This is a genomic window from Saccharopolyspora soli (genome assembly GCF_022678645.1).
In the GTDB taxonomy this organism is placed as follows: Bacteria; Actinomycetota; Actinomycetes; order Mycobacteriales; family Pseudonocardiaceae; genus Saccharopolyspora; species Saccharopolyspora soli.
This window is the reverse complement of the sequence record NZ_JALBWV010000074.1, coordinates 1-17,243: the sequence shown is the minus strand read 5'-3', so window position 1 is coordinate 17,243 and position 17,243 is coordinate 1. Positions and strand designations below refer to the sequence as shown.

Here is a 17,243-nt window from a genome sequence, read left to right as displayed (position 1 = left end):
CCCGACTTCGCTCCCGACCACGTACCTCGTTGCGGGTGACTGCGGGTGACGCCGATTTCGCGCGAAATCGGAACCTGCTGCCCACGGGAAGTGCCGATTTCGCGCGAAATCGCCAGTCGCACCGCACTGTGCGAATCGGCCCATGTGTCAGCTGAGCAGTTCGGCGACGGCGCGGCGGACTTCTGCGCCGTTGGGGTTCTCGCGGGCCAGGAACACCGGTAGTTCGGTTGGTGGGAAGTCCAGGTAGGGCGCCGCCTTTCGGGCTATGTCGGCCGGGTCCTCGCCGAGACCGTGCTCGACGAGCAGGGCCACCGTCTCCGCCCACAACTGCGGCAGGTCCATCAACTCGCGCACGGTCGACACCGGTCCCTCCGGCTCGGTGCACGGGTCGGCCACCGTCCAGGAGTGCTGGCCGTGGCCGATGCTGATCTGCTCCGCGCCGGGGAGGTGGACGGTGGCCCGCGTGCCGACCGGGATCGCGACGTCGAGCGTGAACCGGCCGTTGTCGCGCCGCCACGCCACCGATGCCTCGCCGTACGGCGTGTGGTGGCGGGCCGAGGCGTGGGTGAGCGCGGCGTGCGGTCGCGGCCGGACGGTGATCTCGCGGAATCCGGGTCCGGCCGGGGCGAGACCGGCGATGGTGCGGTGCATCCAGTCCGCGACCGCGCCGAGGGCGTAGTGGTTGAACGAGGTCATCTCGCCGGGGTTGATGGAGCCGTCGGGGAGCATGCTGTCCCAGCGCTCCCAGACGGTGGTGGCCCCCATGGTGACCGGGTACAGCCAGGACGGGCAGCTCTTCTCCAGCAGCAGCCGGTAGGCGAGGTCGAGGTGCCCGGTGCTGGTCAGCGCGTCGGTGATCAGCGGCGTGCCGACGAACCCGGTGCTGATGCGCAACCCGTTGGCCCGCACCAGATCGGCGAGTCGCTGCCCGGCCTGTTCGCGTTGCGCGGCGGTGGGCAGCAGGTCCCATTCGATGGCGAGCGCGTAGACGGCGGGTGCGTCGGAGAGGACGCGGCCGGAGCTGGTGACGTAGTGGCGGGCGAACGCCTCGCGGGTGCGGGTGGCCAGCGCCGCGTAGTGCTCGGCGTCGCGGCCCAGGACCCGCGCGGCGTCGGCGACGATCTCCGCCGAGCGCACCAGGTGCGCGGTGGCGACGACGTCGGGGTCGGCTTTGGCGGCGAAGGGGTTGTCGGGTGGCGCGGTCGGGTCGAGCCAGTCGCCGAACTGGAATCCGCCGCGCCACACCCCGTCGGCGGTAAGGGACGCGATCTTGTCGACCCAGGCGCGCATGCTGTCGAACTGGCGCTCCAGGATCCGCGGATCGCCGTAGCGCTGGTAGAGCACCCACGGCACTACGGCGGCCGCGTCGCCCCAGGCCGCCGCGGTCGGTGACTCGGTGCGCAGCACGTCTGGGATCACCCACGGCACCGAGCCGTCCGGGTGCTGGTCGGCGGCGAGGTCGGCGAGCCAGGACGACAGGAATCCGGCCGTGTCGAACAGGAAACTCGCGGTGGGGGAGAAGATCTGGATGTCGCCGGTCCAGCCCAGCCGCTCGTCGCGCTGCGGGCAGTCGGTGGGCACGTCGAGGAAGTTGCCGCGCATCCCCCAGACGACGTTGCGGTGGAACTGCTCCAAATCCTCATCGGAGCAGCTGAACCAGCCGGTGCGGCGCAGGTCGGTGCCCACCACCACGGCTTCCAGGTCTTCGGCGTGGACCTCGGCCCCGGTGATCTCGGCGTAGCGGAAGCCGTGGAAGGTCAGGCTCGGTTCCAGGACTGCCTCGCCCGCATCGGCGAGCAGGTAGCTGTCGGTGGCCTTCGCGCTGCGCAGCGGCCGCACTCCCAACTCGCCGTCCTCCAGCACTTCGGCGTGGCGCACCGTGACTTCCCGCGCGTTGCGCACCCGGAGCCGGACCCAGCCGACGACGTTCTGCCCGAAGTCCACCAGCGTGCGCCCGGACGGCGACTGCCACACCTCGACGGCGGGCAGCACTTCGGTGATCCGCACCGGTGGACCTTCGGGCGCCACCAGCCCGGTCAGCTCGGCATCGAGCACCTCGACAGGTTCCACAGTGGACTCGACAAAGCGGAGATCGGTGCGCTGGCCGTCGTAGATGTCGTCTTCGAGGATGCCGCTGCGGGTCGCCGACCACTGCTCGTCGGTGCTGATGACCTCGACCGATCCGTCGTCGTAGGTCACTTCGAGCTGGGCCAGCAGGGCGAGCCGGTCGCCGTAGAGCGCGCGTTGGCCGGACCAGGTGAGCCGACCTCGGTACCAGCCGTTGCCCAGCAGTACCTCCAAGTCGTTCTCGCCTTCGTGCAGCAGCGACGTGACGTCGTGGGTCTGGTAGCGCAGGCGGTGCTGGTAGCTGGTCCAACCCGGTGCCAGCACCTCGTCGCCGACCCGGCTGCCGTTGATCGTCGCGACGTAGGCGCCGTGCGCGGTGGCGTACAGCCGAGCGGTGGCGATGCCGGGGCGCAGCGTCGCGGTGCGGGTCAGGATCGGTGCCGGGCCGTCGGTGGTGCGCGGGCTGATGAACCGGGCCGACCAATCATCGGCGGACAGCAGACCAGTCTCCACTGTGGACGGTTCGCTCCACCCGGACCACTGCTCGCCGCAGGCCACCCGAACGCGCACAGTCGCGCGACTGCGCGAGCGCAGCGGTTCGAACGGCCACGGCACCAGCACCTGCTCGGCGGAGTCCACTCGCACGACCGTGCCGTCGAATTCCAGTTCATAGGCGGTCTGCGACCACTCCGGGTCGCCCGTGACCACCTGCCACGACAGCCGCGGCGTCGCGGTCCCGATGCCGAGGGCGCAATCCCGGTGCTCGAAACGTACGGGGCTGACGATCAACGCAGGTGCTCCTTCGAAACGGTGACCAGATCCAGACCGCACAGCTCGGCGACGGCCTGCAGCTCGGCGCGCCGGTGCCCGGTGCCCAGCGCCCAGTGGTGCCCGATCCCGGACACGCTCCACGCATCGGTCCACTCGCCGGGATGGCAGCCGAAATCCACCCGGGAGGTGGTGTTGCCGATCTGCAGCAGCGGTCCGGCCACCACGGTGCCTTCGGAGACCACGAAGCGGAACGAGCCGTCCGGGTCCTGGCCGAGGCCGAAGGCGGTGACCGGTCCGTGCTTGACGTCGAACTCCACCGACACGCCCCAGCCCCGCTTGCCGTGGTAGGTGCCGAGCCCGCGCAGGACCGGCTTGCCGTCGCTGATGGCCAGGTGCGCGGGTCCGTCGTGCCCCATCTCCACCACGTCGTCCCGGAAATTCAGGGCTTGCAGCTCGGTGAACGAGCCGCCCGCCCCGAGCCGGTCCAGGATCAGCATCGCCAGTGACGTGCGCAACTCGTACTCCCCGGCGGCCGGGATACCGCGCGCGGTGAGCAGCGACGCGCCGAGGACCAGACCGGCGCCCAGCCGTTCGTGCGTCTCCCCGTCCAGGCCGCGGTGGTAGTAGGCCAGGCTGTCCAGTTCGAAGTCCTCGACGAGCTGGTCCAGGGCCACCGAAACCCGCGCGGCCCAGCGCAGGTCCTCGTCCACCACGCTGGAGTCCACGGCGAACACCTCGCGGGTGTGCGCGACCCGGTCGTCGGTCTCGGCGTCGCCCACCTTCTCCACCCGCACCCGCAGGTCGTCGATCTCCAGCACCTCGACGTGCCCGCCGAACTGCGACGGCACCAGCGTCAGATCGGTGGAGACGTCGAGCATCCCCGGATACAGGTGGCCCATCAGCCCGTGCCGACCGTGCCGCAGCGCGGCGCGCACCCCGGCGGCCCGCACCCACCGCGCGATCTTCTCCCAGGCTGCCGGTTCGTCGAGATAGCCGCTCACGCAACGGGTTTCGACACCGCAGCGGCGGAACGCGTTGACCATCTCCGGCAGCGGGCAGGCCCCGCAATAGGCCAGCCAGGCACCCGTGTCGAAGTTGGCGTGGTCCATGGCCTCGGTGGGTTGCAAGTTCAGCAGCAGCACCGGAGCACCGCTGCGCTGCGCGATCGGCACCAGCATGTTGGAGGTCATGTAGGTCGTCAGGAAGGCGACGATGATGTCGCACCCGGCGACGCGCAGCTGCTCGGCGGCGCGGGCGCCTTCCTGGGCGTCGGAGATGAACCCGACGTCGATCACCTCGCAGTCGAGTCCGCGCATCCGCTCCGAAACGTGCTCGGCGGACTTCTTGAGCTGCGGCAGCAGGTCCGGGAACTGCGGCCAGTAGGCGCCCAGTCCACCTGCGACCAGGCCAACCTCGGTGGTCATCGCTGTTCCGCCTCCAGTTCCGCCTCTCCGCGATTCACAGTGGTGGTCGCGCCCGGCCCAATCTCGGCGTTTCGTGGTTTCTCGTGGTTGGTTTGCGTCACGTTCCCCTGAGGTGCGGTTCGGGATGACTGAGGTTGACACAGGGGCGTCATCGCTCCTCCTGGTGTTCGATCAGCCGCACCGGACCGAACAGGCCGGTGCGGACCTGTCCGGCGGCCACGGCGGTGGTCGGCGACGCGTCGTCGAGGTACCCGGCGAGGGTGCCGCGGACGACGACTTCGAGTTCGTTCTCCTCCGGCCGCAGCGCGTCGGTGATCTCGGTGCGCCACGGTCCCCAGACGAGTTGGTCGACAAGCCTGCCGTTGACCAGCACGTCGGCCGTGCCGCGCACCGCGCCCAGGTCGAGCACGACCCGGCCGGGCGGTGCGGCGAAGGTCGTGCGGTAGCGGACCTGCCCACCGAGCGCACGCAGGCCGAGCTCTTCCCAGCTGAGCAGATCCGTCTCGGTTTCGGCTACTTCGACCTCCACCGCCTTGTCGAGCAGCGCGCCCGCGCGTCGGCCGTCCACCGCGGTCACCTGCAACAGGATCGGCGTTCCGGCCGCGAGAGGTTCGGGCAGTTTCACGTGCTGATCGATCGGCAGGTATTCAGCGTCGCCGATGCGCACCACCACATCCAGGTCGGTGGGGATCCGCAACGCGGCGGTGCCCAGCGGTGCTGGGAATCGCAGCCATTCGGCGCGTTCTCCGCCAGGCGCCAGGTCGGGGATGACCGGCACGACGGTTTCGCCTTGGGCTGCGGCGGGTTCGAGCCAGTGCGCGCCTGGCAGCGGATGCGGACGCGCGCTGGCGCAGTGGAAGCGCGGATCGCGCCGGTTGTCCCGGCGCGGTTTCCCCCAGTCCGGAACGCTGATCAGCCCGAGCCCGTCGACCGCGACGGCACCGTCCGCGGCGAGCCGGAGCGTGATGGTGTTCTCGCCGACGCGCAGGACTTCGGCGAGGTCGTAGGGGTGCACCCGGATCTCGCGATGTCCGGGGTACGGGTTGAAATCGCCCTGCCTGCCCACCTCGACGCCGTTGACCAGCACGGTGCACGCGCCCTCGCTGGCCACCTGGACTGCCGCGTCCGCCGGAATCTCGTCCAGCTGGAACCGGTGCGTGATCTCGTCGCCGACCAGCCACTCGGGCCTGCGGTAGGTGTCGGGATCGGTGACCACGGCGAACGAAGCGCGCAGCGGACCGTCCTGCTCGGCGGTGAACTCGATCTCCAGCGATGCGGTCCGGCCGCTCGGCAACGGGCTGAAGGACTGGTAGCCCGCGCCGTCGGCCGGTACTTCACGGCCGTCGATGCGGACTCGGCGAGCAGCGCCCGATCCAACGGCCAGCCACAGCCCGGAGCGGTCCGGCAGTGCGAGGTGGGTGCGCACGGCGACCCGGCCGCCTGCTGGAACTTCTCGCCAGTCCAGGAATTCCTCGGGCACGTAGCCCTTGGGCCCGAGAGCTTGGTTGTGCACCGGGTCGTTGCGGATGCCCCGCGACAGCGACCACTCCGCCGGTCGCCAGCTGCCGTCCGGGTCGCGGACCTCGGCGAACGGACCGTAGCCCGCGGTGGTCGCACCACCGGCATGTTCGAAGCGCCACACGTCGATGGGCAGCACACCGTCCCGCTCGGCGGCGGCGAGATCGCCGTGCTGGTTGTCCAAAGTGGATTCCGCCACCGCAGTCCAGGGACCCTCGACTTCGGTGGCACGCAGGGCCGTGCCGAGCGGGTCGTCAGTGGCTTCGGGCAGGTCTTCGCCGAGCACGACCAGCGAGATCGGCCCGTCGGTGAAGGGAACCTCCAGGAACCCGTCGTCGGTCACCGCCAGATCGGTGCGCCGACCGGTGCGGGGATCCCACTGCTGGGCGCGCAGCGGCAGGCCGTCGATCCGGACCTGGGCGACCCGGTCCGCGGGCGGGACGAACTCGTAGCCGTCCTCCCGCAGCTGCCGCCAGTACTCGTCCCACGGGAATCCCGAGCTGTACCAGTCCTTTTCCTCGATCTTGACGATCGGTGCCTTCGTCCCGCTGCGGTCGTCGTGCGCGGTGAGCATGAGTACGTACGTGTCGCCGCAGCGCCTCAGCAGGAACGGCGCGTCGGCCCGCACCGGCCCGGCCGGGATCACATCCGGCACGTCCGCCGGGCGGGCTACCTGGATCGCGTTGTCGACCGGCGCGGTGCCCACGCACACGACGGTGCCGCCCGCGCGCACGAATTCTGCCAGTTTGCTCGCGGCGGCCGGGTGCAGCAGCTCGACCTCGGGAAGGATCACGGTGCGATAAGTCTCGTCGCCGATTCGGAGTCCGTTGTGGACGATCGTCGCCTCGGCGATGGTGTTCTCGTCGAGGGTGTCGTGGTCGATCCCGGCCTGCTCCAGGACGCCGCGCTCCTCGGCGAACCAAGCGCTGACACCGTTGAGCTCGTGGTAGCAGGCCGTGGTGCGTTCGGCCGGTGGCAGCGGGCCGTCGAGGGTCAGGTACGCCTGCGCGGTGGTGGTCGGGGAGAGCAGCACGGTGTCGCAGACGTGGGTTCCGGCGCTGAGCACCGAGCACAGCCGGGTCACGGCCGTGGCGAACTGGTGGTAGGCGGGCCAGTACGGCTGCCGCCAGCACGTCGACGGCGGCGCCCACTCCCACCAACCGCCGACCGTCGAGTAGTACACCGCGTGCGGGTCGTAGAGGTTCGCGCCGCGGCGCAGGAACGGTGCGAGCCAGTCGTAGGTCTCCTCCAGCGAGCCGCCCCAGCCGGAGGAGTGGAACGCCTCGATCCAGGTGCGCGGTCGGCCGTGGGCGTGCGCCAGCGAACTGTGCACCTTCGCATCGCCCCAGTGATCGCTGCCCGGCGCCCCGTACCCGCGGTGCGTGCGCAGGTAGTCGCCGTAGACCTGGACGCCGCCGATCGGGTCGCCTTCGCGGGCCGGGGACGGCTGGTCGAAGCCGCAGATCAAGCCGCGCTCGGCGAACCAGGTGTCCAGCGGATCGAAGAACGCGCGCCGCGCCAGGCGAGCGCGGTGCTCGTGGTAGTCCCGACGAATCCGCGCCGACTCCGGGTCGGCACCTTCGAACAGCGCCGGGAGTGCGAGCTCGTAGCCGTAGTGCGCGGCGAAGGTTTCCGCGAAGTCCCGGCCCCAGGTCGGCATCGCGGGCAGTTCGTCCTGGAAGAAACCGGGGATGACGCTGCCGAACCACCGGCCCACGTGCCGCTCCAACGTGCCGTGCACCTCGTCGAGCAGCGCCGCGCACGCCTCGACGCCGAAGTAGTCGAATCCGCTGATCCGCTGCTCGATCCGGCCCGCGTCGCGGTGCAGGGCCAGGCCCGCGAACTCCGGGTTGGCGGCGATGAGGCGGCCCTGGAAGTTCGCCCCGGAGAACCCGATCTGGTCGTACATCCACAATTGGAAGCCGAGTTCGGCGGCATCCTCGCACGCTCCGTCCAACAACCCGATCCACTGTGGACTCAGGAAGGGCGGGTCGTCGGCGAGGGAGCCGAACATCGGCCCGGTGGGCGCCAGGCACATCACCACGGCCTGCCGCACGCCCTGCGCGACCAATTGCTCCATCTGCCAGCGCAACCGCTGCCGGGTGACCCTCGCCCCGCTCCACCACCAGATCGGCAGCGGGCTGTACTCGGGGCGGGGGTCGGTGAACCGTTCGAGCAGGGTCATGCGGGTACCCGCTCCGCTTCGATCTGCTCCAGCGACTTGCCGGAGGTGTTCGGCATGAAGAAGAACCCGACGACCCCGCTGATCAGCAGGGACAGCGCGAGCAGTGCGGCCACCGGGCGGATCCCGATGGCCGCGAGCGCGGGCACGAAGAAGCTCCAGATGCCCAGGAAGGTCCGGGCGACGCCGAAGGTGAAGCCCTGCGCGGTGCCGCGCAGCATGGTGGGGAAGAGCTCTTGGCTGAAGATCTTGTAGAACGCCTCACCGGCGAACGCGCCGCCCACCCCGAACAGCACGATGTTGATGATGATCACCGGCACCGTGAACGGGAACACCAGGTAGGCCACGAAGGCGAGGACCTGCATCACCGCGCCGACGCCCCACATCGCCTTGCGGGTCAGGTGCGAGCGGTCGACCAGCCGCATGACCACCAGCCCGGCCAGGATGCCGAGGACGAAACCGGCGCAGGACAGCGCAACGCTGGCCGCCTGGCTGCCCGCGTTGAGCGTCCGGATGATGTACGGGGTGAAGATTCCGTTGGTGCCCGCGGCGATGTTCCAGAACAGGTAGAAGGTTCCGGTCCACACCAGGGCCTTCAGGTTCGTGCCGCGGAACAGCGCGCTGAGCTTGTGCTTGGCGGAGGTGTCCGAAGTGGACGCCGTCTGCCAGCGCGCCGATTCGGCCAGCCCCTGGCGCAGCGCCCAGGTCACGATGGCGACCACGAAAAGGTGCAGGAAGATGATCCGGATCCCGATCAGGTCCAGCGAGGAGAGCGCGAGGGCGAGCAGCAGCACGACCACCGGCCCGAGGTTCCAAGCTATCTGGGTGAAGGAGACGAGCTTGCCGCGCGCCTTCGACGGGGAGAACTCGCCGACCAGGGCCAGCGAGGTGGGCACGTCCGCGCCGACCGCGACACCCACGATGAAGGTGCCGATGAACAGCATCAGCGGGTTGAACGCCAATGCGATGCACAGGATGCCCGCCGCGTAGACCAGCAGGTCGTACTTGTAGATCCGCTTGCGGCCCAGCTTGTCGCCGAGCCGCCCACCGACGAACGCGCCGATTGCGCAGCCGATGGCGTTCGGGCCGATCGCGGCGAGCGCGCCAACCGCGCCGTCGGAAAGGCCCAGGGAGGTTTGGAAGAGGGAGAGTCCGGCGCCGAGCGCGACGATCGAACCGGCATCCAGGTAGGAAGCCATCCCGGCGAGGATGGACCACTTCCACTGCTGCCGGGTGACGGTGCCGCTGTCCTCGGATGGGCTTAGGCCGACCGCGTCCTGAGAAGTCATCTGTGGGGTCTCCTAGTCGACGTTGACGTAGGTCACCTTTTGAAACGTATTAACCGGGGAGGTTAATGATGCCCGTGCTCCCGCACAAGACCTCGCACGGTTTCTGAGACCTGGAGCGCGTGGTTTGGTGCGGAGCTCAAAGCGGGCCTCGTCGGGTAAGCGGCATAGCCGCTTGTGGTGGTAGTCCGCCGCTGCGATGAGCAACGGAGGCACATGTCCAAGGCGTCGCAAGCGGCGCAGCCGCTTGGCCCACTCTCGCAACCGGCACCGCCGCGGGTTCTCAGAGGTTTTCTCGCGAGGACAGCCACGACGCCGTGTATTGGGCATACATAAGACGGGGATCCCGGAGTCGAGAAAGCCTCTGAGGTTCCGCCACGCGCACCGCCACGCAAAACGACTCGAACACACTCTTGAATGAATCGTTTCATCGTGGTTGGTAGGTGCGCAGCCGCTGGGTGCGCCGCAGCAACTCGCGCATGATGTGCCGGTCGCCGCTGAAAGAGCCGTGCGCGCGGGCCTGCACGAGCACGTTGCCCAGCGCCGTTGCCTCCACGGGTCCGGCGACCACCGGGCGCCCGCAGACGTCCGCCGTGAGCTGGCACAGCAATTCGTTGCGGGACCCGCCGCCGACCACGTGCACGACGTCCACCGAGCGGCCCGACAGCCGCACCGCGTCCTCGATGGCCTGCCGGTAGGCATCCGCGAGGCTGTCGAGCACGCAGCGGGTGAACTCGGCGGGTCTGCTCGGCACCGGTTGCCCGGTTTCGGCGCAGGCCGCCGCGATCCGCGCGGGCATGTCGCCCGGTGGCAGGAATCGCGGGTCGTTGGCGTCGATCACGGCCTGCCGGGGCAGCGTCGCCGCCTCGGCGAGGAGGCCCGTGACGTCGGAGATCCCCCACTCCCGCTGGCATTCCTGCAGCAGCCACAGCCCGGTCACGTTGCGCAGGTACCGGATGGTGCCGTCGATGCCCACCTCGTTGGTGAAGTTGGCCGCGCGGCTCTCCCCGGTCAGCACCGGCGCGTCGAGTTCCAGGCCGACCAGCGACCAGGTGCCCGACGAGATGTAGGCGAAGTTCCCGCCCTCGGCCGGGATCGCCGCCACCGCCGAGGCGGTGTCGTGCGAACCGACCGCGTAGACCGGGATCCGCTCGTGGCATCCGGTGTGCTCACCGGGTTTTCGAAGCGGCGGGAACAGACCGAGATCGATCCCGACCCGGTCCGCTACCTCTTGCGACCAATGCCCGGTGCGCGGATCGAGCAGGGCGGTGGTCGAGGCGTTGGTCAGCTCGGTCCCGGCCGTTCCGGTGAGCCAGTAGGAGATCAGGTCCGGGATGAGCAAGGTCCGCTCGGCCAACCGCGCCCGCGGGTCGGCGGTCAACTGGAAGATCGTGTTGAACGGCAGGAACTGGATGCCCGTCCGGGCGTACAGCTGCTCGGCCGGGATCTTGGCCAGCACCTCGCCGATCACCCGCTCGGTGCGATCGTCGCGGTAGTGCACCGGGTTGCCCAGCAGCGCCCCGTCGGCATCGAGCAGGCCGTAGTCCACGGCCCACGAATCGATGCCGATCGCGTCGACGTCGCCCGCCTCCCGGAGTCCGTCCAGAACTCCTTGGTAGAGCGCCAGAACATCCCAGTGCAGGGTGCCGCCGACGCGCACCGGTCGGTTCGGGAAGCGGTGCGCCTCGGTGAGTTCGAGGCCGGTCGGTGAAAGCTCGCCGACCATCACGCGGCCGCTGGAAGCTCCCAGGTCGACCGCGGCGAACGCGCTCACCGCAGGAACGCGGCGGCCACCCCGGCATCCACCGGTACGTGCAGTCCGGTGGTGTGGGACAGCTCGCCGCCGGTCAGCGCGAACACCGCGTTCGCGACATGTTCCGGCAGGACCTCGCGTTTGAGCAGGGTGCGCTGGGCGTAGAACGCGCCGAGTTCCTCCTCCGGCACGCCGTACACCGCCGCCCGCTGCGCACCCCAGCCACCGGCGAAGATGCCGGAACCGCGCACCACACCGTCCGGGTTGACGCCGTTGACCCGGATGCCGTGCGCGCCGAGTTCGGCGGCCAACAGCCGGACCTGGTGCGCCTGGTCGGCTTTCGTCGCGCTGTAGGCGATGTTGTTCGGCCCGGCGAACACCGAGTTCTTGCTGGTGATGTACACGATGTCGCCGCCGAAGCCCTGCGCGGTCAGCACTCGGGCGGCTTCCCGCGAGACCAGGAACGAGCCGCGCGCCATCACGTCGTGCTGCAGGTCCCAGTCGCGGACCGAGGTTTCCAGCAGGGGCTTGGAAATCGACAGTCCCGCGTTGTTGACGACCAGGTCCACCCCGCCGAAGGCCAGGGCAGCGGCCTGGAACGCGCTGGCGATCTGGGCTTCGTCGGTGACGTCGGCGGTCACCGCGACGGCCGTGTCCGGGCCCCCCAGCTCGTCCACGACCTCCTGGGCTGCCTCGCCGTTGAGATCCGCGACCACCACGCAGGCGCCCTCGGCCGCCAGGCGTTGCGCGATGGCCTTGCCGATCCCGGAGGCCGCGCCGGTCACCAGCGCGACCCGCCCGGCGAGCGGTTTGGGCGCGGGCCGCCGTTTGAGCTTGGCCTCTTCCAGCGCCCAGTACTCGATGCGGAACTTCTCGCGCTCGTCGATCGGAGCGTAGGTGGACACGGATTCCGCGCCGCGCATCACGTTGATCGCATTGACGTAGAACTCCCCGGCCACCCGCGCGGTCTGCGCATCCGCGCCGAAGGAGAACATGCCGACGCCCGGCACCAGCACGATCGCCGGGTCGGCCCCGCGCATCGGCGGGGAGTCCGGGTCCGCGTGCCGCGCGTAGTAGGCGCGGTAGTCCTCCCGGTACGCCACGTGCAGTTCGCGCAACCGCTCGATTACCTCGTCCAGGGCGGCGGTGGGCGGCAGGTCGAGGACCAGGGGACGGACCTTGGTGCGCAGGAAGTGGTCCGGGCACGAGGTGCCGAGCGCGGCCAGTCGCGGATGTTCCCGCCTGGCAAGGAAGTCCAGCACCACATCGGAGTCGGTGAAGTGGCCGACCTGCCGCCGGTCGGTCGAGGCGAGGCCGCGGATCACCGGGGCGAGCGCGGCGGCCCGTTCGCGGCGTTCGGGCTCGGGCAGCGGCTCGTTGACGACCGGGCCGAACGGTTCCGGGCGGCCGTGTTCGGCGAGGAACCGCGCGGCGGTCCCGATGATCTCCAACGAGTGCGCCTCGGCTTCGTCCGAGGTGTCGCCCCAGGCGGTGATGCCGTGCCCGCCCAGGATGCAGCCGATCGCCTTCGGGTTGTCGGCCTTGATCTTCGCGATGTCCAACCCCAGCTGGAAACCGGGGCGCCGCCAGGGCACCCAGACCACCCGGTCGCCGAAGCACTGCTCGGTGAGCTTCTCGCCGTCGGCCGCGGTGGCTAGCGCGATTCCCGAGTCGGGATGCAGGTGGTCCACGTGCGCGGCGTCGACCAGGCCGTGCATGGCGGTGTCGATGGACGGCGCCGCGCCGCCTTTGCCGTGCAGGCAGTAGTCGAACGCGGCGACCATCTCGTCCTCGCGTTCGACGCCCGGATAGACGTCCACCAACGCGCGCAGCCGATCCAGCCGCAGCACGGCCAGGCCCTGCTCGGTGAGCGTGCCGAGATCGCCGCCGGAACCCTTGACCCACAGCAGTTCCACCGGTTGCCCGGAGACCGGGTCGGGCGCGGCTGCCTTCGCGGAGGTGTTGCCGCCCGCGTAGTTCGTGTTCGCCGGATCCGAACCCAACCGGTTGGAGCGGGCGAGCAGTTCCTCGATCATGCGCCCCACCCGGCCTGGCTCCCGCCGATCCGCTCGGCGACGATGCGTTCCTGGTAACCCGAGCGGCGGTAGGCGGCCACCGGGTCGGGGTCGAGCCCCAGCTCGGTGCGCAACTCGGCCAGCAGCGGGCGGACGTCGGTGTGGAAGGCGTCCATGAACACGTCGTTGGCGGCCAGCACATCACCGGAGTCCTGCGCCTCGGCCAGCGCGGCGCGGTCCACCAGCAGGGCCTTCGCGGTGGCCTCCTGGACGTTGCACACCGAGCGGATCTGACCGGGGATCTTCGCCTCGATGTTGTGGCACTGGTCGAGCATGAACGCCACCCCGGCGGCTGGGTCGTACCCGCCGCCGCGCACCACCTCGTACATGATCCGGAACAGCTGGAACGGGTCCGCCGCACCGACCATCAGGTCGTCGTCGGCGTAGAAGCGGGAGTTGAAGTCGAACGCGCCGAGCTTCCCGGCCCGCAGCAGGAAGGCGACGATGAATTCGATGTTCGTGCCCGGCGCGTGGTGCCCGGTGTCCACGCACACCTGCGCCTTGTCGCCGAGTTGCACGCAGTGCGCGTACGAGGTGCCCCAGTCCGGCACGTCGGTGGTGTAGAACGCGGGCTCGAACAGCTTGTACTCCAGCAGCATCCGCTGCTGCTCGCCGAGCCGCTCGTACACCGCGGCCAGCGCCTCGGCGAGCCGGTCCTGGCGGGTGCGGATGTCGTCCTGGCCGGGGTAGTTGGTGCCGTCGGCGAACCAGAGCTTCAGGTCGCGGGAGCCGGTGGCGTCCATGATGTCGACGCACTCCAGCAGGTGGTCGAGGGCCTTCCGGCGGACCTTCGGGTCCGGGTTGGTGACGCTGCCCAGCTTGTAGTCGTCGTCCTGGAAGACGTTGGCGTTGATGGCACCCAGCCGCACCCCGGCGGACTCGGCGTATTCGGCCAGCTTCCGGTAGTCCGCCACGCGGTCCCACGGGATGTGCAGCGCGACGCTCGGCGCGACGCCCGTGAAGGCGTGCACCTGCGCGGCGTCGTCGATCTTCTCTTCGACGGTGCGCGGTACGCCGGGTTGGGCGAAGACCTTGAACCTGGTGCCCGAGTTCCCGTAAGCCCAGGAGGGCGTTTCGATCTGCTGCGTGCGCAGCAGATCCTTGATCGCCGACGTCGCGGCCATAGGCCACCTCCCCATCGAGTAGACCGGTCAACGCAGTGCGGAGTTGACGTTTGAAACGTTTCATCGGGATGGTAGGCTGCATGTCATCGCAGAGCAAGGGGAAGCATGGTCGGCATCAAGGATGTGGCGCGGCGGGCTGGAGTTTCCATCGGGACGGTGTCCAATGTGGTCAATCGACCGCACGTGGTTTCGGCCGCGACCCGCATGCGAGTGCTGTCGGTGATCGAGGAACTCGGCTACGTCCGGGACGAATCCGCCAGACAGTTGCGGGCCGGTCGCAGCCGGATCATGGCGCTGCTGGTGCTGGACCTGGGCAACCCGTTCTTCGTGGACGTGGCGCGCGGCGCGGAGCAGGCGGCGCACGAGGCGGGCCTCAACGTCATCACCTGCAACAGCGGCCAGCGGGTGGCGACGGAAGCGTCCTACCTGTCGATGCTGGCCGAGCAACGCGTCCGCGGGGTGCTGCTGAGCCCGGTCGAAACCTCCAGCGACCGGTTGCAGACGTTCTCCCGCAGCGGCATTCCGTACGTCTTCGTCGACCGCAAGGTGCCGACGGAGGAAGCCAGTTCGGTGTCCGTCGACGACGTGGCCGGTGGTGAGTTGGCGGCCCGGCACCTCCTGGAGACCGGGCACACCAGGATCGCCTTCGTCAACGGACCGGCCATCCTCGCGCAGTGCCGCGACCGCGAGGCGGGGGTGCGATCGGCGCTGGAGGGCGCGGGCGTCGAGCTCTCGGTGCTCGAATCGGCCGCGCTCGACGTGTCCTCGGGTCGCGACGCCGGATCGCGACTGCTCGGCATGAGCCCGCGGCCGACGGCGGTGTTCTGCGCGAACGACCTGCTGGCGCTGGGCGTGCTGCAAACGATGGTGGGCGCGGGCGTGCGGGTGCCCGACGAGATGGCGATCGTCGGCTACGACGACATCGAGTTCGCCGGAGCCGCGGCTGTCCCGCTCACCTCGGTCCGGCAACCCGCCAAGCGCCTGGGCTACACGGCCGCCGAACTGCTGATCGCGGAAACCTCCGGTGAGGACCCGCCCGACCACCAGCAGGTCGTCTTCCGCCCGGAACTGGTGGTCCGGAATTCCACCCGCCCCAATCGCTGAAACGCTTCAAACTGTACCGCTGATATGTAGTGGCGTGTACCGTTGATGAGGTGGATGCGCGGGAGCGGATTTTGCACGCGGCTGCTCGGCTGTTGACCGAAGCTGGGGGCGAGCCGGTTTCGACCCGCGCCATCTGTTCCGCCGCTGGCGTCGGCGCTCCCACGCTCTACCACCACTTCGGCGACAAGGCGGGCCTGTTCGATGCCGTGGTGACCCACGGCTTCGAGGCGTACCTCGCGGAGAAGCGGGCCACGCCCAGCAGCGGGGACCCCGTCGAGGACCTCGCGCGGGGGTGGGACGCCCACGTCGAGTTCGGTCGAACCCATCCGGCGTTCTACACGTTGATGTACGGCTCGGCAAAGCCGGGCAAGCTGCCCGCCGCAGCCGGTGAGGTGCACGCCGAACTGGTGAAGCAGTTGGCCGAAGTGGCCCGCGCGGGGCGGCTGCAGGTCGAGGTGGAACTCGCTGCCGGTTGCCTCGAAGCTGGCGTCGTCGGCGTCACTCTGCAGGCCATCACGCAGCCCGAGGACCCGGACGCGGCGATGAAATCGGCCTTGGTCCGGGACGCGTTGCTGGACGTGCTGATCGTCGGCCGGAAGACGCCCACCAAGAAGAAGGGCACCTCGGCCGTCGCGGCGCAACTTCTCGTCCTGATCGAGGACGGTGCTGACGAACTGGTCGAAGCCGAGGTCGCGTTGCTCCGGCACTGGCTGGCCCGGCTGTCCGGCCGCACCGGCGCCTGAGCGGATCTTCCTTGGTGTGCAACGACAATCGCGACGAGTCGCCGGTGCTGGGGGTGCCGGGTAGTCTCGGCCCGGAATCCGCGCGAAGCGGATGAGCGTGGCATTGCCACGACCGCTTGCCCGGGTCTGCTCCGGACGACGTTCCAAGCTGCGGAGCTCGATGGGGAAAAGCATGTGCGAGGGCGGTAGGGACACGGACTGCGCGGGGTTGCCCGGCGCTTGGGCCGGGCGGCCTTCGTGGAGCAAGCGGAACTTCGAGGTCATCTCCAGCAGCGACGCCGATCTCAGCCACGTAGTCATCGAGCACGGACTGCGGCGCGCGCACAGCGGTAGGCATCCCGGGAACGCTCCGACCAAGCACCTGATCGCCATGTGCTCCGGCCGAACCGCGTGCCTGGCGTGGACGATCGACGGGCGGCGACGGCAGGCGCGCTTCCAGGCGGGCGACATCGTCGTGCATCCTGCCGGGCTGCGCGCGGCCCCGCGGTGGGACGCCGACGTGGAGCTCACCGTCGTCGTGATCCCGCCCCGGTGCATCGCCCGGTTCCAGGCGGAATCCGGGAACGGGGGCGAAGGCGCGCTCGTCCCGGCGTTCGCGGTGCGGGACGTGATGTTGCAGATGCTCGTCCAAGCCCTGGTGGCCGAGCACGAGCAGCCCACCCCGGCCGACCCGCTCTACGCGGATTCGATGGCCACCGCGCTGGTGGCGCACGTCGCGAAGCGGTACTCACCGACGGAAGCGCGGGAACAGCTGGTGCTGACCTCGTTGCCCGGCAACCAGCTCGATGCGGTCCTCGACTACCTGCGGGCGAACCTGGCCCGACGGCCGTCGCTGGAGACGATGTCCGCCATCGCGGGCGTGTGCCCGTCGCACTTCGCCGCGCGGTTCCGGGAATCGACCGGGCTGCCCCCGCACCGCTACCTGGTCCGCCTCCGGCTGGAGGAAGCGCAGCGCCTGCTGACCCGGACCGACCTGCCGATCGCCGAGATCGCCATCCGGACCGGGTTCGCCGACCAGAGCCACCTGACCCGGGTCATGCGCCACAACACCGGCCTCACCCCGGGAGCACTGCGGTGGGGGGGGGGGGGGGGCCCCCCCCCCCCCCGCGGGGGGGCCGCCCCCCCCCCCCCCCGGGGGGGGGGGGGGCGCGCCCGGAGCAGAGTAGAGATGTGTGGCGGCGCCCCCGCGGACGCCC

General features: G+C 69.9%; 10 protein-coding genes. 3 read left to right on the top strand and 7 right to left on the bottom strand.

What is annotated here, in order from left to right; translation table 11 throughout:
- Positions 1 to 147 precede the first annotated feature (147 nt).
- The 7 genes from MOQ72_RS37015 to rhaI form a co-directional block, all read right to left on the bottom strand.
- On the bottom strand, positions 148 to 2,856 hold the full coding sequence (locus MOQ72_RS37015) for a family 78 glycoside hydrolase catalytic domain (RefSeq protein ID WP_242190572.1): 2,709 nt from the start codon (positions 2,854 to 2,856) through the stop codon (positions 148 to 150).
- A complete protein-coding gene (locus MOQ72_RS37010; protein ID WP_242190571.1) occupies positions 2,853 to 4,262 on the bottom strand; it encodes an L-fucose/L-arabinose isomerase family protein in 1,410 nt (469 codons plus the stop codon). Before MOQ72_RS37010 ends, MOQ72_RS37015 begins: the two co-directional genes overlap by 4 nt.
- Before the next feature lie 148 nt (positions 4,263 to 4,410).
- The gene (locus tag MOQ72_RS37005; RefSeq protein ID WP_242190570.1) at positions 4,411 to 7,965 is read right to left on the bottom strand and encodes a hypothetical protein; all 3,555 of its coding nucleotides are present in this window, start codon (positions 7,963 to 7,965) and stop codon (positions 4,411 to 4,413) included.
- Entirely contained in the window at positions 7,962 to 9,251 is a 1,290-nt protein-coding gene (locus MOQ72_RS37000) for an MFS transporter (protein WP_242190568.1), read from the bottom strand. Before MOQ72_RS37000 ends, MOQ72_RS37005 begins: the two co-directional genes overlap by 4 nt.
- Before the next feature lie 424 nt (positions 9,252 to 9,675).
- A complete protein-coding gene (locus MOQ72_RS36995; RefSeq protein ID WP_242190595.1) occupies positions 9,676 to 10,974 on the bottom strand; it encodes a rhamnulokinase in 1,299 nt (432 codons plus the stop codon).
- 44 nt (positions 10,975 to 11,018) lie between these two features.
- Complete coding sequence (locus MOQ72_RS36990; protein WP_242190567.1) at positions 11,019 to 13,037, bottom strand: bifunctional aldolase/short-chain dehydrogenase; 2,019 nt, start codon at positions 13,035 to 13,037, stop codon at positions 11,019 to 11,021.
- The gene (gene rhaI, locus MOQ72_RS36985) at positions 13,034 to 14,200 is read right to left on the bottom strand and encodes an L-rhamnose isomerase (RefSeq protein ID WP_242190566.1); all 1,167 of its coding nucleotides are present in this window, start codon (positions 14,198 to 14,200) and stop codon (positions 13,034 to 13,036) included. The genes MOQ72_RS36990 and rhaI overlap by 4 nt, the downstream gene beginning before the upstream one ends.
- 105 nt (positions 14,201 to 14,305) lie before the next feature.
- Between rhaI and MOQ72_RS36980 the strand changes: the two genes are divergently transcribed.
- The 3 genes from MOQ72_RS36980 to MOQ72_RS36970 form a co-directional block, all read left to right on the top strand.
- A complete protein-coding gene (locus tag MOQ72_RS36980; protein WP_242190564.1) occupies positions 14,306 to 15,304 on the top strand; it encodes a LacI family DNA-binding transcriptional regulator in 999 nt (332 codons plus the stop codon).
- A gap of 50 nt (positions 15,305 to 15,354) precedes the next feature.
- Positions 15,355 to 16,047 (top strand): TetR/AcrR family transcriptional regulator, encoded by a 693-nt coding sequence (locus tag MOQ72_RS36975; protein WP_242190562.1) that lies wholly within the window; start codon positions 15,355 to 15,357, stop codon positions 16,045 to 16,047.
- 172 nt (positions 16,048 to 16,219) lie between these two features.
- Positions 16,220 to 17,243 (top strand): helix-turn-helix domain-containing protein (locus MOQ72_RS36970; RefSeq protein ID WP_242190561.1); only part of this gene is annotated, 1,024 nt, incomplete at its 3' end.

Bases quoted from the DNA above. Each gene is read 5' to 3' on its own strand.
- MOQ72_RS37010 (WP_242190571.1), bottom strand. From the start codon at position 4,262: ATGACCACCGAGGTTGGCCTGGTCGCAGGTGGACTGGGCGCCTACTGG.
- MOQ72_RS36995 (WP_242190595.1), bottom strand. From the start codon at position 10,974: ATGGTCGGCGAGCTTTCACCGACCGGCCTCGAACTCACCGAGGCGCAC.
- MOQ72_RS36990 (WP_242190567.1), bottom strand. From the start codon at position 13,037: ATGATCGAGGAACTGCTCGCCCGCTCCAACCGGTTGGGTTCGGATCCG.
- MOQ72_RS36980 (WP_242190564.1), top strand. From the start codon at position 14,306: ATGGTCGGCATCAAGGATGTGGCGCGGCGGGCTGGAGTTTCCATCGGG.
- MOQ72_RS37000 (WP_242190568.1), bottom strand. From the start codon at position 9,251: ATGACTTCTCAGGACGCGGTCGGCCTAAGCCCATCCGAGGACAGCGGC.
- MOQ72_RS37005 (WP_242190570.1), bottom strand. From the start codon at position 7,965: ATGACCCTGCTCGAACGGTTCACCGACCCCCGCCCCGAGTACAGCCCG.
- rhaI (WP_242190566.1), bottom strand. From the start codon at position 14,200: ATGGCCGCGACGTCGGCGATCAAGGATCTGCTGCGCACGCAGCAGATC.